The organism is Coprococcus sp. AF16-5, assembly GCF_003479365.1.
Taxonomy (GTDB): Bacteria; Bacillota; Clostridia; order Lachnospirales; family Lachnospiraceae; genus Coprococcus; species Coprococcus aceti.
Genome location: NZ_QUGZ01000002.1, coordinates 760,431 through 777,333 on the forward strand (window position 1 = coordinate 760,431; position 16,903 = coordinate 777,333).

General features: G+C 45.9%; 15 protein-coding genes. 12 read left to right on the forward strand and 3 right to left on the reverse strand.

Annotated features, from left to right (window positions below; genetic code table 11):
• Window positions 1-52: 52 nt before the first annotated feature.
• The 6 genes from DWW70_RS08205 (at window position 53) to DWW70_RS08230 (ending at window position 5,888) form a co-directional block, all read left to right on the forward strand.
• The gene (locus tag DWW70_RS08205) at window positions 53-1,357 is read left to right on the forward strand and encodes an ATP-binding protein (protein WP_015534651.1); all 1,305 of its coding nucleotides are present in this window, start codon (window positions 53-55) and stop codon (window positions 1,355-1,357) included.
• A gap of 223 nt (window positions 1,358-1,580) precedes the next feature.
• Window positions 1,581-2,585, forward strand: coding sequence for an AIR synthase family protein (locus DWW70_RS08210; protein WP_118649626.1), 1,005 nt, complete (start codon window positions 1,581-1,583; stop codon window positions 2,583-2,585).
• Window positions 2,586-2,595: 10 nt separating this feature from the next.
• Entirely contained in the window at window positions 2,596-3,093 is a 498-nt protein-coding gene (gene trmL / locus DWW70_RS08215; protein ID WP_022216959.1) for a tRNA (uridine(34)/cytosine(34)/5-carboxymethylaminomethyluridine(34)-2'-O)-methyltransferase TrmL, read from the forward strand.
• Window positions 3,094-3,112: 19 nt separating this feature from the next.
• Window positions 3,113-4,180, forward strand: coding sequence for a WYL domain-containing protein (locus tag DWW70_RS08220; protein ID WP_118649627.1), 1,068 nt, complete (start codon window positions 3,113-3,115; stop codon window positions 4,178-4,180).
• A gap of 115 nt (window positions 4,181-4,295) precedes the next feature.
• Window positions 4,296-4,832, forward strand: coding sequence for a sigma-70 family RNA polymerase sigma factor (locus tag DWW70_RS08225; RefSeq protein WP_055224066.1), 537 nt, complete (start codon window positions 4,296-4,298; stop codon window positions 4,830-4,832).
• Between the two features lie 15 nt (window positions 4,833-4,847).
• On the forward strand, window positions 4,848-5,888 hold the full coding sequence (locus DWW70_RS08230; RefSeq protein WP_118649628.1) for a hypothetical protein: 1,041 nt from the start codon (window positions 4,848-4,850) through the stop codon (window positions 5,886-5,888).
• 68 nt (window positions 5,889-5,956) lie between these two features.
• Here DWW70_RS08230 and DWW70_RS08235 read toward each other — a convergent pair whose 3' ends face one another.
• From DWW70_RS08235 to DWW70_RS08245, 3 genes are all read right to left on the reverse strand, one after another.
• Window positions 5,957-7,528, reverse strand: coding sequence for a sensor histidine kinase (locus DWW70_RS08235; RefSeq protein ID WP_243017696.1), 1,572 nt, complete (start codon window positions 7,526-7,528; stop codon window positions 5,957-5,959).
• A complete protein-coding gene (locus DWW70_RS08240; protein WP_118649630.1) occupies window positions 7,528-8,262 on the reverse strand; it encodes a response regulator transcription factor in 735 nt (244 codons plus the stop codon). Before DWW70_RS08240 ends, DWW70_RS08235 begins: the two co-directional genes overlap by 1 nt.
• A gap of 86 nt (window positions 8,263-8,348) precedes the next feature.
• Complete coding sequence (locus DWW70_RS08245) at window positions 8,349-10,814, reverse strand: endonuclease MutS2 (RefSeq protein ID WP_118649631.1); 2,466 nt, start codon at window positions 10,812-10,814, stop codon at window positions 8,349-8,351.
• 424 nt (window positions 10,815-11,238) lie between these two features.
• On the opposite strand from DWW70_RS08245, the gene DWW70_RS08250 reads away from it, so the two are divergent.
• The 6 genes from DWW70_RS08250 (at window position 11,239) to DWW70_RS08275 (ending at window position 16,764) form a co-directional block, all read left to right on the forward strand.
• Window positions 11,239-11,676, forward strand: a complete 438-nt coding sequence (locus tag DWW70_RS08250) for a hypothetical protein (protein ID WP_118649632.1) — start codon at window positions 11,239-11,241, stop codon at window positions 11,674-11,676.
• 139 nt (window positions 11,677-11,815) lie between these two features.
• Window positions 11,816-12,760, forward strand: coding sequence for a 3'-5' exoribonuclease YhaM family protein (locus DWW70_RS08255; protein ID WP_022216953.1), 945 nt, complete (start codon window positions 11,816-11,818; stop codon window positions 12,758-12,760).
• 27 nt (window positions 12,761-12,787) lie between these two features.
• Entirely contained in the window at window positions 12,788-14,620 is a 1,833-nt protein-coding gene (gene rlmD / locus DWW70_RS08260) for a 23S rRNA (uracil(1939)-C(5))-methyltransferase RlmD (protein WP_243017697.1), read from the forward strand.
• A gap of 115 nt (window positions 14,621-14,735) precedes the next feature.
• Window positions 14,736-14,915 carry a hypothetical protein gene (locus DWW70_RS08265; RefSeq protein ID WP_015522518.1) on the forward strand — a complete coding sequence of 60 codons (180 nt, stop codon included), beginning with the start codon at window positions 14,736-14,738 and terminating at the stop codon, window positions 14,913-14,915.
• A gap of 132 nt (window positions 14,916-15,047) precedes the next feature.
• Window positions 15,048-15,875 carry a ParA family protein gene (locus DWW70_RS08270; protein WP_117688247.1) on the forward strand — a complete coding sequence of 276 codons (828 nt, stop codon included), beginning with the start codon at window positions 15,048-15,050 and terminating at the stop codon, window positions 15,873-15,875.
• On the forward strand, window positions 15,829-16,764 hold the full coding sequence (locus DWW70_RS08275; protein WP_117688248.1) for a ParB/RepB/Spo0J family partition protein: 936 nt from the start codon (window positions 15,829-15,831) through the stop codon (window positions 16,762-16,764). The genes DWW70_RS08270 and DWW70_RS08275 overlap by 47 nt, the downstream gene beginning before the upstream one ends.
• Window positions 16,765-16,903 lie beyond the last annotated feature (139 nt).

Sequence of the window (16,903 nt, forward strand, 5' to 3'; positions counted from 1 at the left end):
GGCATCATCTGTGTGGTGATACATATAGCCGTTCAGAAAGAAGGATATACACATGTACAGAGACATAGCGAAATTGGTTTTATACAGAGATCTTGGTGAGGACAGCATACTTATGAAGCTGTCTGGAATATTTGAGGATTTTGATCTCAAGAGGTGTGAGAATGCGGAGCTGTGTGCCCGGATTTATGATCAGATCAAGAGACTGCTCGATCTTGCGACCAGCTATGGATTCGACAAGAATCTGTGGCACAACTATCTGGCATTTATACTCATCACCAATGAGAACTCATTCAGTATAACCAGTGAGAAGGTGGGAGCAAATGACGGAACAGTTAATTATTTTGCAAAGAATGATTTCAGGATATTCAAGAAGCTGTTCGACTTTGATTTCTCAGAGATAGAGAGCGCACTTGGAATAGATTGTTTCTCAACTATCAACAATTACAAGTCTATTGGCAAGAAGGAGAGAATGTACAATAAGAATGTCAGCGAGAAGGTTCAGGCTGTCAGCAATGCGATAGAGGAGGCTGAGAACGAGGACCAGATATTTGACATAGTGACATCATTCTACAAGGCATATGGTGTTGGTATGTTCGGTCTCAACAAAGCGTTCAGGATCACCCGTGAGCATGGAGATCTGGAGTTTGTACCTATAAATAACACAGAGGATGTCATGCTGGATGATCTCATCGGATATGAGATCCAGAAGAAGAAGATCGTGGACAACACTGAGGCATTTGTGGAGGGCCGCAAGGCGAACAATGCACTTCTCTTTGGTGACAGTGGAACAGGAAAGTCAACCACGATCAAGGCGATCATCAACGAGTACTATGACAGAGGACTTCGTATGATAGAGATATACAAGCATCAGTTCCAGGATCTGTCGCAGGTCATATCGCTTATCAAGAACAGAAATTACAGATTTATCATATACATGGATGATCTTTCATTTGAGGAATTTGAGATAGAGTACAAGTACCTCAAGGCTGTCATCGAGGGTGGACTTGAGATCAGACCTGACAATGTGCTCATATATGCCACATCCAACCGCCGTCATCTCATCAAGGAGACATGGAACGACAGGAATGATATGGAGAATAACAATGGTATTCACAGAAGTGATACCATTCAGGAGAAGCTGTCACTGGTCAACAGATTCGGAGTCACGATCAGCTACAGCGCACCTTCACAGAAGGAATACTTTGAGATCGTCAAGGGACTTGCTGAGAAGGAGCACATCACCATGGACGAGAAGGAGCTCTGCGCAGAGGCAAACAAGTGGGAGCTTGCACATGGCGGCATAAGCGGACGTACTGCACAGCAGTTTATCAACTACCTTAAGGGGCAGGGATTGTAAAAATAATTGCTGTTGAACTACGGTTTATATTTTGTTATTATTAAGTTAATTTTGTAGAGCAAGATACTTTGATAAGGAGTGTGGAAAGATGATAGATCTTAGCAGCAAGAAAGGTAAGACACTGGTATCCAGAATAATTGTTGTGGTTCTGTGTATCGCAATGGTTGTTACACTTTTAGTTTCAGCATTCTAATAGGAAAACAGGTCGAATTGGAGAGTAGATATGAGAGGAAAGTTTGGAGAGCACCAGACGGTGCGATCGATACTTAAGAGTCTGCCACGTACTGTCCACGACGATGTGACGAGAGCCGGAATAGGAGATGACTATGCCCGGCTCTTGTTGCGTGATGGGGGTAGCGGAGACACCGGCGCAGCTAAAAGCGTGAATGTTGCGGCTGGTGTGTGCTGTGACAGCGGGTATATGGGACTCAGACTTGATATAGCGAGACTTTACAACAGTATAAGGATTGGCGGATATATGCCATGGGCGGCAGTAGATACCATAGTTATGCCTGATGACGATGAACGACGCATGAAGAAACTGCTCAGAAAGCTTGCGGGCATATGTGCGGAATACGGCGTTGACATAGTGACGGGACATACTGAGGTGAACAGTGCTGTTGCCGAGCCAATTATAAGTTTGACAATGATGGGAATATCTGTAGGTCAGGAACATGCAGGATATGATGATTTAGACCTGTGTGGATCAAAACGACTGGCCGGTATGGATATAGTTATGTGTGGACAGACTGGCGTTGGGGGAACTTTGCAGCTCTACTATGACAATCAGAAGGAACTTTTTGAGAGATATTCGGAGAGCTATCTGAGACCTGTGGAGCAGCTCGAGCAGCTTATACTGCTTGGCGGCCAGGTTGACATAGCATTAGATCATGGCTGTATATATTCACACGACATATCGAGGGGCGGCGTATTTGCAGCTCTCTGGGAGATGGGAGATGCGCTGAAGTGCGGGCTTGAGGTATGTCATGACAATATACCGATACTTCAGGAGACAATAGAGATATGTGAGCACACCGGGGATAACCCGTATATGATAGATGGTTGTGGTTCTGCACTCTTCGTAGTTCCGGATGGAAAATTGCTGGCTGATAAGCTCTATGAGGCAGGATATGAGGCTTCAGTCATAGGCCATCTTACGGAAAAAAGCGATAGGGTTGTGGTGCACGACGACGAGAGGAGATTTCTTACACCGCCAAGGTTTTTATAGGAGGAGTAGTATGCTAAATATAGTATTACATGAGCCGGAGATCCCGGCCAATACAGGCAACATAGGAAGAACATGTGTGGCAGCAGGCGCAAGACTGCATCTCATAGAACCACTGGGCTTCCAGATAAATGAGAAACAGTTGAAGCGTGCCGGGCTTGATTACTGGGACAAGCTGGATGTGACAACGTATGTGAATTTCGAGGATTTCCTTGCAAAGAATCCCGGAGCAAAGATATACATGGCGACAACCAAAGCCAGGAAGAAGTATACAGATGTGAAGTTTGAGGATGACGCATACATCATGTTCGGCAAGGAGAGTGCGGGTATACCAGAGGAGATCTTGGTTGATTATAAGGATACATCTATCAGGATTCCGATGTTCCCAGACATTCGTTCACTGAATCTGGGCAACTCTGTGGCAATAGTGCTGTATGAAGCACTCAGACAGAATGATTTCCCAGGTCTAGAGGAAGCAGGAAATCTACATCGTCTTAGTTGGGACATGTAGTGATAGAGGGGGAATATACATGGCGTATCCTACAAGTGGAAAAAAGATGCTGAACATATGCATTCTGGACATACTGAAGAAATATACGGACTGTGACCACACCATGGATCAGAAGGATATCATTGCGAAGCTCAAAGAGGATTATGATATAACTGTGGACAGAAAATCCGTAAAAGCAAATCTCAATTGTCTGGTGGATTATGGCTATGACATTGAGTACACCGAGACGGAGAGAGAGAAGAAGGACGGCACAAAGGAGACACTTACATCAAACTGGTATTATAATCACGAGTTTGACGATGCAGAGCTTCGAATGATGATAGACAGTATCCTGTTCTCCAAGACCATACCGGCTGGTCAGGCGAGCCAGCTCATAGACAAGATAGCAGGTCTGTCAAATATATATTTTACAAACAAGATGACGCATGTGAGCAGTCTTCCGGGTCTCGAGCACACCAGCAACAAGCAGACACTGTTCAACGTGGGAATGATAGATGATGCCATATCTGAGAAGAAGCAGATATCATTTGTGTACAATAATTATGGTGAGGACAAGAAGCTTCATCCGAGACGGGAGGAGCCGTACGTAGTCAATCCGTATCAGATGGTGGCAAATGATGGAAAGTATTACCTCATTTGCAACTATGACAAGTATGACAATCTGTCGAATTACAGAGTGGATAAGATGACACAGGTCCAGATAGTTGACAGACCGGTGAAGAACCGTGCAGAAGTAAAGGGCATGGAACACGGGCTTAACCTTCCAAAGCATATGGCTGAGCATATATATATGTTTGCCGATGAGCCGGTGACCATAGTGATGCGTGTCAGAAAGGCTGCCATATCGGATGTGGTGGATTGGTTTGGAAGAAACTTTGATGTGGTCGATGAAAATATAGCCAGACAGTACGAAGGCTTCAGGGAGACTGAGGATGATGTAACTTACGTGCGGCTTGTGTGCAGCCGTCAGGCGATGGCGCACTGGGCGATGCAGTATGGAACCTCGGTGGAGGTCATTTATCCCACAGAGCTCAGAGCCCAGATCGGTGAGGCTGTAAAGGAAATGAATAACAAATATAATAATTAAAGAGATGGCTGTCAGTATAATTCAAAAAACTGGCAGCTTTTTTATAAAAAAAATCGCTTTTACTGCAAGAAAACACAGATTTTGATCGGAATATATATTAGAAACACACGGGGAGGTGAATGATATAGTAACTAGGAACAATTATATATCGAAGCTGAAACGGCATAATGAGAAAGCTCTGGAGTTTGTGGTTCAGGAATATGGCGGGCAGGTGAAAGCCGCTGTGTACAAGAATCTTTCGGGCATGCCGGAGGAAATTGAAGAGTGCATGGACGATGTGTTTCTGGATGTATGGAACAATATAGACAGATTTGACGAGAGCAAAGGCTCGTTCAGAAGCTGGATAACGGCAATTGCAAGATTCAGATCCATAGATTATCTGAGAAGATACAGCAGAAGATGTTCGGAGGAAGACATAGCAGACTATGAGAACAAGCTTGCAAATGACAACCTGCTGGAGATACTCAATGAGGAGATATCGGACAGCATGGAAAAGCTGCTGAGTGGTCTGTCGGATGAAGACAGGGACATCATTCTGAGGTACTACTGGGATGACCAGTGTGTAGATGAGATAGCGGAAGATTATGGGGTATCTTCATCATCTATCTACAGCAGAATGTCCAGAGCAAGAAGTCGATTGAAACAAGTGTAAAGGCGGTGAATGATCATGAAAAACGGAAAAGACAGAAATGTATATGACGTTATGAACGATGTAAATGTGGACATTGAGACCATGGATATGTCGGATGAAGAGAAGGATGCCTGTGTGAAGAGGCTCAGGCACAAGGTGAAGGCGAGGAAAACCGGAAGAAATCATGGATGGAAGACGGCGGCAGCGGCAGTGGCGGCTGTTCTGATCCTGTCGGGAGGCGGACTGACATATGCGGCAGAGAACGGCTCGCTGGCATGGTTTTTTGACAGCCTGAGCAGGGAGACTGGAAGTGTTATTCCATCAAAATATGTGGACGAGAGCTACATAAATAACGAGTATAAGGGCAGTGTAAAGGTGATAACCGAGTCCGATGCAAAAGTAAGCTTTGATCTGAAGAAGGTAGCAGTGGATGGCGATCAGGTCAACATTGCGATGGTGATCACATACGATGACTTTGACACAGAAAAATATGAGAGCTTTGATGCTCAGATGCAGATAATAGAAGGCGGTGCGAACATCGTCAGTGAATATGCGGGCAGCACGGCTCCTGGCGATGGAATCTCGCTCACGAACAAGCAGACAATGTCTGATATTGTATACAAGTTAAAAAAGAAAAATGCATACAAGGTGGGGGATGTCATAACCATGAGATGTAACAGCATTACCCTGTTCAACAAAAATAAATCAAGTGATGGCGCGGTCACCTATGTAGCAGACGAGGTGGATGGCCCTTGGACCTTACAGTTTAAGGTTCAGGATGATATGCAGGGACATAGTGTGGATGTATCCGGCATAGATGGCATTGAAAAATGTACAATAAATACAAAGGGCATAACCATTGACATTGCTGAAAATGCGGCGGTCGATGATGACTCGCTGGAGAATATAATACTTGAGATGACAGACAATAAAGAATTGAAAGATGTAGTATATGGAATCGGCAAGACCGGTGATGGCGACAGCATACAGAGAATGGAGTTGAACTTCACTAAGCCGATAGATGTTTCACAGGTGAAAAATGTGTGGATAGATGGTAGGAAATGTAAAGTGAAATAAATAGAGCCGGGTATTACAACAGAGACATTCTCTGGGGTAATACCCGGGCTTTAATATTCTGCGATATGTTATGAATCCTTGATCCTGAATTTGCCATTGCTCTTCACGCCGGATGATGACACGTTTGCTTCGGAGTGTTCTTCGCTGTGTGCTTCAATGTGAACAGGCTTGATAGGCACCTGCATATCCTTCTCCTTAGGAAGAGAGAAGATAAATTCGCTTCCCTCGCCCTCCTCGGATGTGAGGGTGATCTGCTCGCCGTGAGCCTTGATGATCTCCTTGGTTATGGCCAGTCCCAGTCCGGTTCCGGTCTTGTCCTTGCCGCGGCTCGGATCCGTCTTGTAGAATCTCTCAAATACCTTCTTCTGGGCATCCTTTGGAATTCCCACACCCTCATCCTTGACGCTTGTATATATCTTGTTGTCCTTCTCGGTCACCTGAACTCTGATCTGACGTCCCTCAGGTGTGAACTTTATGGCGTTGTCAACCAGATTGTATATAACCTGCTGTATCTTGGTCCTGTCGGCATATACCACGGTGTTGTCCGTGAGAAAGACGCTGTCCAGGAAAATTCCCCTGTCATTACATCTCTTTTCAAATGTATTGATGGTTGGCGTGATGATATCCCTGATATCGAAGTTGGACTTGTCAAGCTGCAGGTCAAATGAGTCAAAGTTGTTCAGCTCCAGAAGTCCCTGTGTCAACTTGGTCAGTCTCTGTGCCTCATTTAACACTATGCCGAGGTACTTCTCATGCTTTTCCAGTGGAATAGTGCCGTCCAGCATGGCCTCTATGTAACCCTTGATGGATGTGAGTGGCGATCTGAAGTCATGGGATATATTTGATATAAATGACTTCCTGTACTCATTTGAACGGCTCAGCTCATCTGCCATCTCCTCCATGTATCTCGCAAGTTCGCCGAATTCGTTCTTCGCGGTCACATTTACCCTGGCATTGAAGTTACCCTGGGCGTATGACTTGGACGTCTTGATGATCTCACGTATAGGCTTGAGCAGGCTGTTTGACATGAGCATAAGCGCGATCATGGCGATCAGCATGAGAATCAGGAATGGCACAAATGTCGTTGAAAGCATCCTGCTCTTTATGTCCTGTTTGAATGTCATAGGTGATGTCAGGATGATAGTTCCCATGTAATTGTTCCACGAGTAGAGAGGCTGGCCGATCACCAGAGTGTCCTCCGAGAAATAGCCGCCAAATGTATCCTCGAAGCAGAATGATGCAAACAATTCATCCGGTTCCACATAATTCTTGAGGTTGTCATTTGTGCTGCTGTGTGAATCTGAATCCTTGGAAGACCCACCGGATTCACTGCTTCCTGAAGAGCTTCCCGTCCTGAAAATAATGTTGCTGCGTTCATCGGTGAGCCAGATTCCCATGTCCAGGGTATCCGCCGCATGTTGAAGCTCCTTGTATAATTCCTTGCTGTCAATGGTTCCGTTGCTGTAATCAGTCATGGCGCCGTCGGCAAGCATTGTGATCTCGTTCTTCATGGTGGATTTGCGCTCTGAGAGAACAGAATTCTGTGCTGTTGATATACTGTACACCATGAGCAGTGCAAATATGATCACAACCAGCACTACGAATCCGACCACGATCTTGTCAAATGCTGTTTTCTTCATTATGATCTCCATTCAAACTTGTAGCCTATGCCCCATACAGTGGCAATGCTCCAGTTATGATTGTTGTTCAGCTTCTCACGAAGTCTCTTGATATGTACATCCACGGTCCTAGTGTCGCCCACATACTCGTATCCCCACAGCTTGTCCAGAAGCTGCTCTCTGGTAAATACCTGATTTGGTCTGCTGGCGAGGAAGTAGAGGATCTCCAGCTCCTTTGGCGGCATCTCGAGATTGTGTCCCTCAAAGGTTACTGTGTAGTTGGAGATATTTACGACCAGCCCGTCATACTCCACAAATGTACCTACATGGTCCGCACTTGTGACATCGTAAGCTGCGCTCTGTGGCTGCTTCTGTGCACTCTCAGACATGGCTGACCTCCTGAGAAGGGCGCCGACCCTTGCCACAAGCTCATTTGAGTCAAATGGCTTGACGATATAATCATCTGCACCGATCTTAAGCCCCAGCACCTTGTCAAATACCTCACCCTTGGCAGAGAGCATGATGATAGGCGTGTTCGATGTCTTTCTTATCTCTGTACACACCTGGTAGCCGTCCATTCCCGGAAGCATGACATCCAGGAGAATCAGATCAGGCGAATATTCTTCAAATAACTGTAGAGCTTCCGTTCCGCTTGCGGCTATCTCGGTCTCATAACACTCTTTGTTGAGGTAGAGTGATATAAGCTCTGCGATGTTCTCGTCGTCGTCAACGATGAGAATATTATTTTTGCTCATATATATAAACCTCCCAGTAAATTTATAATAATATAGTTTGTAAAAAATCCGAAGGCGTACACCGATTTCATTGTTGAAGCATTATTTTAAAGTTCCACTATGGTGACTCCCGCATCACCCTCTCCGAATTCTCCGAGACGGAAGGACTTGACATGTGGCTGTGATTTCAGAAATTGATGTATTCCTTTTCGGAGGGCTCCGGTGCCCTTTCCGTGGATGATGGTGACTCTGTGCAGATGAGCCATAAGGGCATCATCAAGGAATCTATCCACAAGTGATGTGGCTTCGTCGACCGTCATACCGAGTACATTTATCTCAGGCTTGATATTCATCATCCTGTTCATGCTCTTGCCACCTGTGACTGTGGCCTTCTGCGGTTTCTTCTTTTCATGCTCAACCAGCAGAAGATCAGTAGGTGGAAGAGATGCGCTGATTATACCCATCTGGACCTTCAGCTTACCCTTGGAGTCAGCCAGTGCCATGATGGTTCCCTCGGAATCCATGCTGATAACATGTACGGTATCGCCAACCTTGAAGTCGGATGCCTTGTGGTCTGACTTTACAGTCTTGCGCTTCTCCTCGTTCATCCTGCCGAGGTCGTTGATCTTCGCGCGGAGTTTCTGTCTCTCGGCCTCCATCGCCTTGGCATCGGCCTTTGCCGGGTTGGTGGTCCATTTGTTGTATTTCCTTATAGCGGCATCGGCCTCAGCCTTCGCCTCCTCTATGATCTCGGATGCCTCCTGGCGCGCCTTTGCCAGAATCTCGGCTTTCTTGTCTGAGAGCTCTGTATCCTTCATCTGTGCACGTTCCTTAAGTTGCTTTGCATCCTCCTTGAGTCTTGCAATGTCGGATTTGTCCTGTTCAATCTCCCTCTTGCTTCTCTCAAGATCCGCAATCAGGGTCTCAAAGTCAACTGTATCGCTGTCGATATTGGCCTTGGCGCTCTCGATGATGCTATCGTCGATTCCAAGCTTCTTCGCTATGGCGAAAGCATTTGACTTTCCAGGAATACCAATCATCAGTTTATATGTCGGCTGGAGTGTTGCCACGTCAAATTCGCAGCTTGCATTCTCGACACCCGGTGTGCTCATGGCAAATGTCTTGAGCTCACTGTAGTGTGTGGTTGCCATACATCTGACACCCATGTCGTTCAGATGTGACAGGATGGCGATGGCAAGTGCTGCACCCTCTATAGGGTCCGTACCGCCGCCCAGCTCGTCGAAGAGAACCAGACTGCCGGGGGTGACATGATCCAGTATGTACACGATGTTGCTCATGTGGGATGAGAATGTGGACAGATTCTGCTCTATACTCTGCTCATCTCCGATATCGGCAAATACGTCGTCAAATACATTCAGTCTTGAACCGTCAAGTGCCGGAATATGAAGTCCGGACTGTCCCATGAGTGAGAAGAGTCCCAGAGTCTTGAGTGATACCGTCTTACCACCGGTGTTAGGACCGGTCACGATGAGGAGGTTGTAGTCCTCACCCAGTTTGATGTCCACAGGTACGACGGTGTGCTTCTCCAGTAGCGGATGTCTTCCCTGCTTTATATCGACGATCCCATCGGTGTTGAATACCGGTTCGGTTCCCTTGTAGCTTCTTGCAAATGACGCTCTGGCAAATATGAAGTCCAGCTCTGCCAGCGTGTCAAAGTTATATCTGATATATTCTATCTCTGCCGCGGTCTGGGCGGAGAGGGATTCAAGTATCTTCTCGATCTCGGCAAGCTCCTGATTGTCAAGCTCCTTCAGCTCGTTGTTCAGGTTCACGATGGCCATAGGCTCGATGAACACTGTTGCTCCGGTCGACGACTGGTCGTGTATCATACCAGGAAAATGGTTCTTGTACTCGGCCTTGACCGGGATACAGTATCTGCCGTTTCTCATGGTTACCAGGTTATCCTGGAACATGGTCTGCTTGCTGGTATCGCTGACAAGCTTTGCAAGCTGGTTGTGCAGCTTTTCATTTGTCAGACGCTTGTTCCTTCGCACGGCCTTGAGCCCTGATGAAGCGTCATCGGCAAATTCGTTCTCGGAAATTATGCATCTGTGGATCTCCCTGGACAGATGCTCCAGAGGCATGAGCTCCAGAAATCTCGTGCGCAGGCTGTCCGGACATGTGGTGCCATCCGGGTTCATGCTGAGCCCGAGCATCTTGTTGGAAGCTTTCTCTTCCTCGATCTGCTCCTTGCTGCGTCTTCTCGTATCTGTCATGCTTGTGCCTTCGTTCTCACCATATCTTTTGGCGGTGAGTGCGAGGTCCAGCATGCTTGCCACATCAAGCAGTTCTGCGGTGGTGAGGATTCCCTCAACCTCAAGTCTCTTTAGAGATGCCCCGATATCTTTAAGTCCTGCAAATGATAGATTGCCCTGGGTGTTCAGACGACGAAGAGCATCCCTTGTCTCCTGCTGAAGAGTCTCGATCATGGCGAGATCCTTGCGGGGCTTTATGCGCTGACACTTCCTCTTCGCCATGGGTGATGAGGCAAATGTTGTCAGCATCTCAACTATTTTGTTGTATTCTATAACTCTTAATGTTCTTAGATTCATTTTCTGTGTTCCTTATTATTTAACTTTTTATTTTATAGTGCTTATGTAAATTCGTTTATATAAATATTTTCATACAAATGCAGATTTGTAAAATTCATATGCACGGGCATGAATCTTGTGATCATATGATGAATAGGATCAGTGTTTAACTCGATAAGTGCATGAAAAGCATAATTAAATATATATAAAGACTCTAATTATGAACATACATAATTGATTATACCCCTTATAATTATAGAGCGTCAACATATTGCAGGTGTAGAAATAGGCACATTTTCCCTGATTAATTCAGCGGCTGTGGTTGCGGGAGAAACACAAAGCTGATATTATAAAATACAGTTTGATCTGGGGGGAAAAATAAAGCGATATATGACTTAAGACAAAGAGAGTTGCGTATTACAAAAAGAAGAGGAGAAGACAGGTTATGAAAGAGTTATTGCAGTTTTTATTGGGAATCGTATTGATGATCGCGGGCAGTGTGATGTTCCTGAAGAATGTAGTCGTGTCCGATTGGGGACTTTTAAGTTCACTGTTTCGTATAGGTGGTGGTGTGAATATTGGAGGAATCTTTATTGTCCTGCTGGTCATCGCATTTATCGCACTTCTGGTTAAGCCGAACATGGGAACAGGACTTGTGTTCACAGGACTTTGTATAGCATTCTTTGTATGCATCATAATCTCACTGAATGTTTCACTGAGATATATGTCAGGACTTGAGCTCACACTGATCCTTGGAACACTTTGCGTGGGAATAGCATTTGTCATCAAGGGGCTGTTTGGAGTGAGAAAGCTTGACAGGGAAGAATCACGGAAGAATGTGAAGGCTGCTTCAGATAAGCTTCATGAGTATGATAAGATGTGATGTGTGGGAATATAGTAATATAGGCGGTTGTGGAAATGTTCAGTAAATACTGGATTTTCACAACCGCCTATTGTATTCTTATATATGATTAAAATTAAAGCATACAATAATAATTAAACATAGAAAGAGGAAAAGAAAAATGGTATTTATAACAGATTTCAACGAAGGCGACATGATATCAAATGTCTATCTCTGCAAGAACAAGCAGACAGGAACTACAAAATCAGGAAAGACATATTACAACCTGGAGCTTGTGGATAAGACAGGAAGTATAGCCGGAAAGGTCTGGGAGCTGAGCAATGCGATAGGACACTTTGAGTCAAAGAACTTTATCAAGGTGGATGGTCAGGTCACATCATTTAACAATGAGCTTCAGCTCAATATCAAGAAGATTCGTATTGCAGATGAGGGAGAATACTCAGAGGCTGATTATATGCCGTGTACCAAGAAAGATATAGAGCAGATGTACAAGGATCTTATGGCTCTCGTGGAATCACTCGACAAGGATTATTACAAGGTGCTTCTGAAGAAATTCTTCGCCGAGGATCCTGCATTTGTCAAGGAATTCAAGAATCATTCAGCGGCAAAATCTATACACCATGGATACATAGGAGGCCTCTTGGAGCACTCGCTGGCAGTTGCCAAGATGTGCGACTACTACACTACATATTATCCGGTGCTCAACAGAGATCTGCTGATCACAGCGGCACTTCTCCACGACATTGGCAAGGTCTACGAGATCTCCAAGTTCCCTGAGAACGACTACACAGACGCAGGTCAGCTTCTGGGACACATAGTCATGGGAACGATGATGATCCGCGATAAGATCAATACCATAGACAATTTCCCTGCCAAGGCGGCAAATGAGCTGGAGCACTGCATACTGGCTCACCACGGGGAGCTTGAGTACGGCTCACCAAAGAAGCCGGCACTCATCGAGGCTCTGGCACTGTCCATGGCGGACAACACAGACGCCAAGATCCAGACATTTATCCAGGAGCTGGATGCGGCAAAGGACAACAATGGCTGGCTGGGCTTCAACAGAGCTCTCCAGTCCAACATCCGAAAGACGTCGGATAATTAATAACGGCAATAGGAAGAGAGATAGTATATGTCAGATATTAGGAACAATAGGAGACCTAAGAACAATAGACGAGTAAATGGTATGCAGAGAAAAAATACCATGGAGGCAGTGAATAGTGCAAGTTCAGTTGTTAGAACATCCGGAACGGATGCGGCAAATACTGGTGAAGTCACACTTGTCAAAAATGAGGATTATCAGGTGCTCATCGAGGACATGGGCAATGACGGAGAGGGCATTGGACACGTTCAGGGCATGACTGTATTTGTCAAGGATGCCGTGGTGGGCGATCTGGCAGAGGTGAAGATCGTCAAGGTGAAGAAGAACATAGCCTACGGAAGATTGATGAAGCTCATCACACCATCGCCATACCGCGTGGAGCCGGTGTGCGACAAGGCGAAACGATGCGGCGGATGCACCATGCAGCAGGTTTCCTATGAGCAGCAGCTCGAATACAAGTGGAACAAGGTGAAGAACTGTCTGCAGAGGATCGGCAAGATGGAGAACGTGGAAGCCATCATGGAAAAGCCAGCCTACGGCATGGATGATCCATTTCACTACAGGAATAAAGCACAGTTCCCTGTCGGTAGGGACAAGAACGGCAATGTGGTCATCGGATTCTACGCAGGAAGAAGCCACGACATCATAGACACAGAGAGCTGTGCCATCGGTGCGCCAGTGAATGACAAAATAGTTGCTATCGTCAGAAGCTTCATTGAGGACAATCACATATCGACCTACGACGAGGAGACTGGAAGAGGTCTGGTCAGACATATCCTTATCAGAGTTGGATTTACCACCAAGGAGATCATGGTGTGTCTGGTGACAAATGGCAACAAGCTTCCGCATAGTGAGATTTTGATAGATGAACTGGTTAAGATAGACGGCATGACATCCATTTGCCTGAACGTCAACATGGAGAATACAAATCGTATACTGGGGGACAAGTGCATAACCCTCTGGGGACAGTCATACATCACGGATTATATCGGCGATATCAAATATCAGATATCCCCATTGTCTTTCTATCAGGTAAATCCTGTCCAGACAAATGTCCTGTACAACAAGGCTATGGAGTATGCGGACCTGTCAGGCGACGAGACCGTGTGGGACATGTACTGCGGAATAGGAACCATATCCTTGTTCCTCGCGCAGAAGGCAAAGAAGGTATACGGAGTGGAGATCGTTCCACAGGCTATAGATGATGCAAGACACAACGCCGAGATCAACGGGATCACAAATGCCGAGTTCTTTGTTGGTAAGGCAGAGGAAGTCGTTCCCGACATATACAAGAAGGGCGGCGACGGCTCCCACGCGGACGTCGTGGTCGTAGACCCACCGCGAAAGGGCTGCGATCAGGTGCTTCTGGACACTCTGGTCCACATGGCGCCGGAACGTATCGTCTACGTGAGCTGTGACCCGGCAACCCTGGCGAGGGATGTGAAGATACTTCAGGAGAAGGGGTATGAGGCGAAGAAGGTGGCGGTCGTGGATCAGTTTTGTCATAGTGGGCATGTAGAGACAGTAGTACTTCTTTCCCACAAAAAACCTGACAGCGTAATCAATGTAAAAGTAGAGTTTGGCGAGGGTGAGGGTAAAATTCCTCTTGATAATATCGAAAAGAGAGCAGAAAGCTATAAGCCAAAAGAGCGAGTAACCTACAAGATGATTAAAGAGTACATAGAAGCAAAATACGGCTTCAAAGTACATACCGCATATATTGCAGAGGTAAAGAGAGATTTAGGCTTGCCGATGTATGATGCTCCTAATGCGGTAGAGGAATTGAAACAACCGAGGAAACACCCAACACCAGAAAAGGTAGAAGCGATAAAAGATGCCTTGAAACATTTTGAAGTTATCTAATCGTGCGGGCGTATCATTAGAAATAGTGGTACGCCTATTTTTTTATCCTGATTTGCAGATTTGTTCTTTCTCTCACTTCTGGATATAATGAAGCCAAGAAAGGACGGTGGCAATTATGAGAGATAAAATCTATCACGCATATTTGGATAGCCACGAAAGGCAGATAGTTATACATAGCCTTGTGGAGCTGAAAAATAAACTCATACAGCAAGGCAGATATACAGACTGCGTTGACGAGCTGATATTCAAAGTCGCCAACGCCCCTGTTAAGAGAATGAAAATTGAATATGTCTAAGGCACATTACACCGAGCCGCTTATTCTTATTGATTTTAATTTTAAGAGTAAGCGGCTCTTTTGCGTTCTCTGATATGGTTACATAGCCGCCTTGACAAAGCGGCTAAATAAATGCGAAAGGAGGACGCACCTATGTCAAATTGCAAAGTGATTGCTCTGACTAATCAGAAAGGCGGTGTCGGAAAAACAACAACGGCGGTCAATCTGGGTGTGGGTCTGGCAAAACAGGGCAAGAAAGTCCTGCTCATTGATGCCGATGCACAGGCTAATCTCACAATGGCTCTGGGTTACAACAGACCTGATGATATTCCAATAACCCTCTCTACTGTAATGCAAAGCATCATAGACGATAAATCTTTTGATGCTTCTGGAGGTATCCTGCACCACGGCGAGGGCATTGACCTGCTCCCGTCCAACATTGAGCTGTCAGGCTTTGAAGTCAGGCTTATCAACGCGATGAGCCGTGAGCGTGTTCTGAAAACCTATGTGAATGAGGTCAGGAAGAATTACGATTATGTGCTTATCGACTGTATGCCCTCTCTCGGAATGATAACTATCAATGCTCTGGCGGCGGCTGACAGCGTGATTATCCCGACACAGCCCCATTATCTTTCTGCCAAAGGTTTAGAGCTTTTGCTTCGCTCGGTGTCAATGGTCAAGCGGCAAATCAACCCCAAGCTGCGGATAGACGGTATCCTTATGACAATGGTAATGCCACGCACCAACATTTCTAAGGAGATTACCGCAACCGTTAAGAGTGCCTATGGGCAGAGGATTAAGGTGTTTGATACGGAAATCCCTCATTCTATCCGTGCAGTGGAAGCTACCGCAGAGGGCAAGAGCATTTTTGCCTATGACAAAAGCGGCAAGGTAGCTGCAGCTTATGAACAGTTTGGAAAGGAGGTGGCAGATATTGGCGAGAAGCAGAGAAAGCAAAATCGAGCTGACTGCATACGATGACCTTTTCCAAACAGACGAGAGCCGTGAAGAAGCAAAGTTAAGTAAAATCAGGGATATACCGATTGCAGAGATTGACGAATTTCCAGACCACCCATTTAAGGTTTTGATGGACGAGGATATGGAACAGCTTGTCGATAGTATCAGGCGAAACGGTGTTATGACCCCTGCTACCGTGCGGCTCAAAGAGGACGGACGGTATGAGCTTATCAGCGGTCACAGGCGTAAAAAAGCGTGTGAGCTTGCAGGGCTTGATACACTCAAATGTGAGGTTAAGGAGCTGACCCTTGATGAAGCCATTATTGTAATGGTGGAAAGTAACTTGCAGAGGTCAACGATATTGCCGAGTGAGAAAGCCTTTGCCTATAAAATGCGGCTTGAAGCTATGAACAGGCAGGGGCAACGAACAGATTTAACTTCTCGACCAGTGGGCGAGAAGTTATTTAGCGTTGATAAAATGAGCAAAGATGTTTCTGATAGTAGTCGGCAAATTCATCGCTTTATCCGTCTGACCGAGCTTGTTCCTGAAATCCTGCAAATGGTGGACGACAGACAGATTGCTTTTCGCCCTGCGGTGGAAATCTCCTATCTGTCCGAGGAACAGCAGTACACCCTGCTTGAAGCGATGCAGTATAACGATGCTACCCCGTCACTTGCACAGGCTATCAAAATGAAAAAGTTTATGCAAGACGGAAAGCTGACGGACGAGGTTATCCAGAGCATTATGGAAGAAGAAAAGCCAAACCAAAAGGAAAAGCCCGCCTTCCGTGATGAAAGGATAACCAAGCTCATTCCAAAGAATGTCCCCAGAGGGCAGGAAACAGATTTTGTTGTTAAGGCGTTGGAGTTTTACAACCGCCACCTGCAACGAAGCAAGGCTCACGAAAGGTAAGCCACACACCGAGGGAGGGGTCTGTCTATGTGGAGGATAGCCATTTTTTCGGTTTCCCCCTCTCCACACCTCACCCCCTTAATTACTACCAAAACTATCCGAGAAAAGAAAAACTATGAGCTGTCCGATATAGGGCAGC